The sequence below is a fragment of the Psychrobacter sp. FME13 genome (genome assembly GCF_014861395.1).
In the GTDB taxonomy this organism is placed as follows: Bacteria; Pseudomonadota; Gammaproteobacteria; order Pseudomonadales; family Moraxellaceae; genus Psychrobacter.
In genome coordinates this window covers 1-1,595 of record NZ_RRYV01000282.1, presented here as the reverse complement: position 1 = coordinate 1,595, position 1,595 = coordinate 1, and the positions used below count along the sequence as shown (strand labels likewise).

The 1,595-nt window shown below is 43.3% G+C and carries 3 protein-coding genes; all 3 read right to left on the bottom strand.

Annotated features, from left to right (window positions below; all coding sequences use genetic code 11):
* Positions 1-50: 50 nt before the first annotated feature.
* Positions 51-887: a contractile injection system protein, VgrG/Pvc8 family gene (locus tag EI164_RS16015; RefSeq protein WP_192520974.1), complete on the bottom strand. Its 837-nt coding sequence runs from the start codon at positions 885-887 to the stop codon at positions 51-53.
* A 115-nt stretch (positions 888-1,002) separates the two neighbouring features.
* The gene (locus tag EI164_RS16010) at positions 1,003-1,284 is read right to left on the bottom strand and encodes an OmpA family protein (protein WP_192520973.1); all 282 of its coding nucleotides are present in this window, start codon (positions 1,282-1,284) and stop codon (positions 1,003-1,005) included.
* A 9-nt stretch (positions 1,285-1,293) separates the two neighbouring features.
* Positions 1,294-1,595 (bottom strand): hypothetical protein (locus tag EI164_RS16005; RefSeq protein ID WP_192520972.1); only part of this gene is annotated, 302 nt, incomplete at its 5' end.

Below are 1,595 nucleotides of genomic sequence, written 5' to 3'. Positions count from 1 at the left end.
TACTACGCTATGCTTTAGGTTGGCAATATATCTCTGGTTTTGCGTAAGTCCTAACTATTAAAGCGCTGCATCGTTATAGAGCTTGGCTGAGTGATGATTTGCTCACTCAGTGCTAACACTGGTGCATGTACGCGGTCGTGTAATACTTGCTGATAGCGTAGCGCACCGATATTTGCGCTAACACCATCACTCTCGCTTGGATAGGCTGTAGTGATAACGAGCTTTGGCGGTGTATGTTCATCCGTTTGCTCATATCGTAGATAGGCGGTTAGTCCTTGACGTGATAAACGCTCACAAATATGCGCCCAGTCACTGATTTGCCACTGGGTCATGCGTACAGGTGTCCAGCTGGCGTCTTCACTATTACTATCATCGATGGTTTCTATCTCTAGAGTAGCAGTGCGTTCTGCCACCATTGATTGTACCGATAGGTTAGTGTCTATATGACAACGTGGATGCTGATGTAAGCGATAGGTAAGTGGTTGTGCGAGCAGACGATAATAGCCATAGCTGCCATCGTGATCCAATTGATGCACGGCAGTCAGATATAGATGACGATAAGCTAGGCCGCTTGGGGTATCAAAGCTTAAGGTTATGGTGCTACCGATTAAGTCAGTGAGCGGTGTAAAGGGAGGGTGGTGACGTTCATGAATATAGACTTGCAATACGTAAGTGTCGATACCATGCTGCTGATGTTGTTGATTTCCGTTGGGGTTTAACTGGGCGATGATATCGTTTTCACAAGATGCTTGCATCAGCTTATTTTGCCACGCTTGATGGGCACTGATGTCTTGCTGCGCACTTGGATAGAGGGCTTGTGTATTGCCCTCACTGGCATATAACCTATCAGGGTGCATGGGCAGCACGGTATTGGTCAAGCGTAACATGGTAGTGTTCCTATTCTTGGTACAATGGCATCATATTTCTTTGAGAGCTGACATCAAAAGATAAGTGTTTGTCTGCCATTATCATTACGTGTGGCAACGTTATTCGACGGTAATGTTATTCTTCGAGTGTAAATTCGATACGGCGGTTACGAGTACGCCCTTCTTCATTGTCATTGCTAGCGATAGGGTCTGCGTCTCCTTTACCTGTCGTACTGAGGCGTGTTGCATCGATGTTACGACCTATCAGATATTGCTTAACTGCTTCTGCACGATCGTTGGATAAGGCTAAGTTGGCAGTAGGGTTACCGACGTTATCTGTATGCCCAGTGATGGTGACTGGTTTGTCACCAAGATTATAATATCTACGGATTTGACAGCAGGGGTTAAGCTTAATCATGTTCAATTTCTAATTGATTGTCAGCGTTGTTAGCATATTGAAATTACATACTTCCAAAGGATGTGTATTTCTACTTAAACCCCACAGCTCAAACAATATGCCGTTATAGCGAACATAGCTATGCAGCGTTTTACCATCACTCAATACGTCATTATTCTTAACTTTAACTGAATATTGTTGATAAAGCTGATCTAGTATTGCAGCAGCTTTCTGGTGATCATTAATCACTAAATCAATAATCTCCGTCATAGCAAACTTTTCTTGATCCAATAGTTGATGTCCATATTTATTTCTTTCATCAATATCTAAGG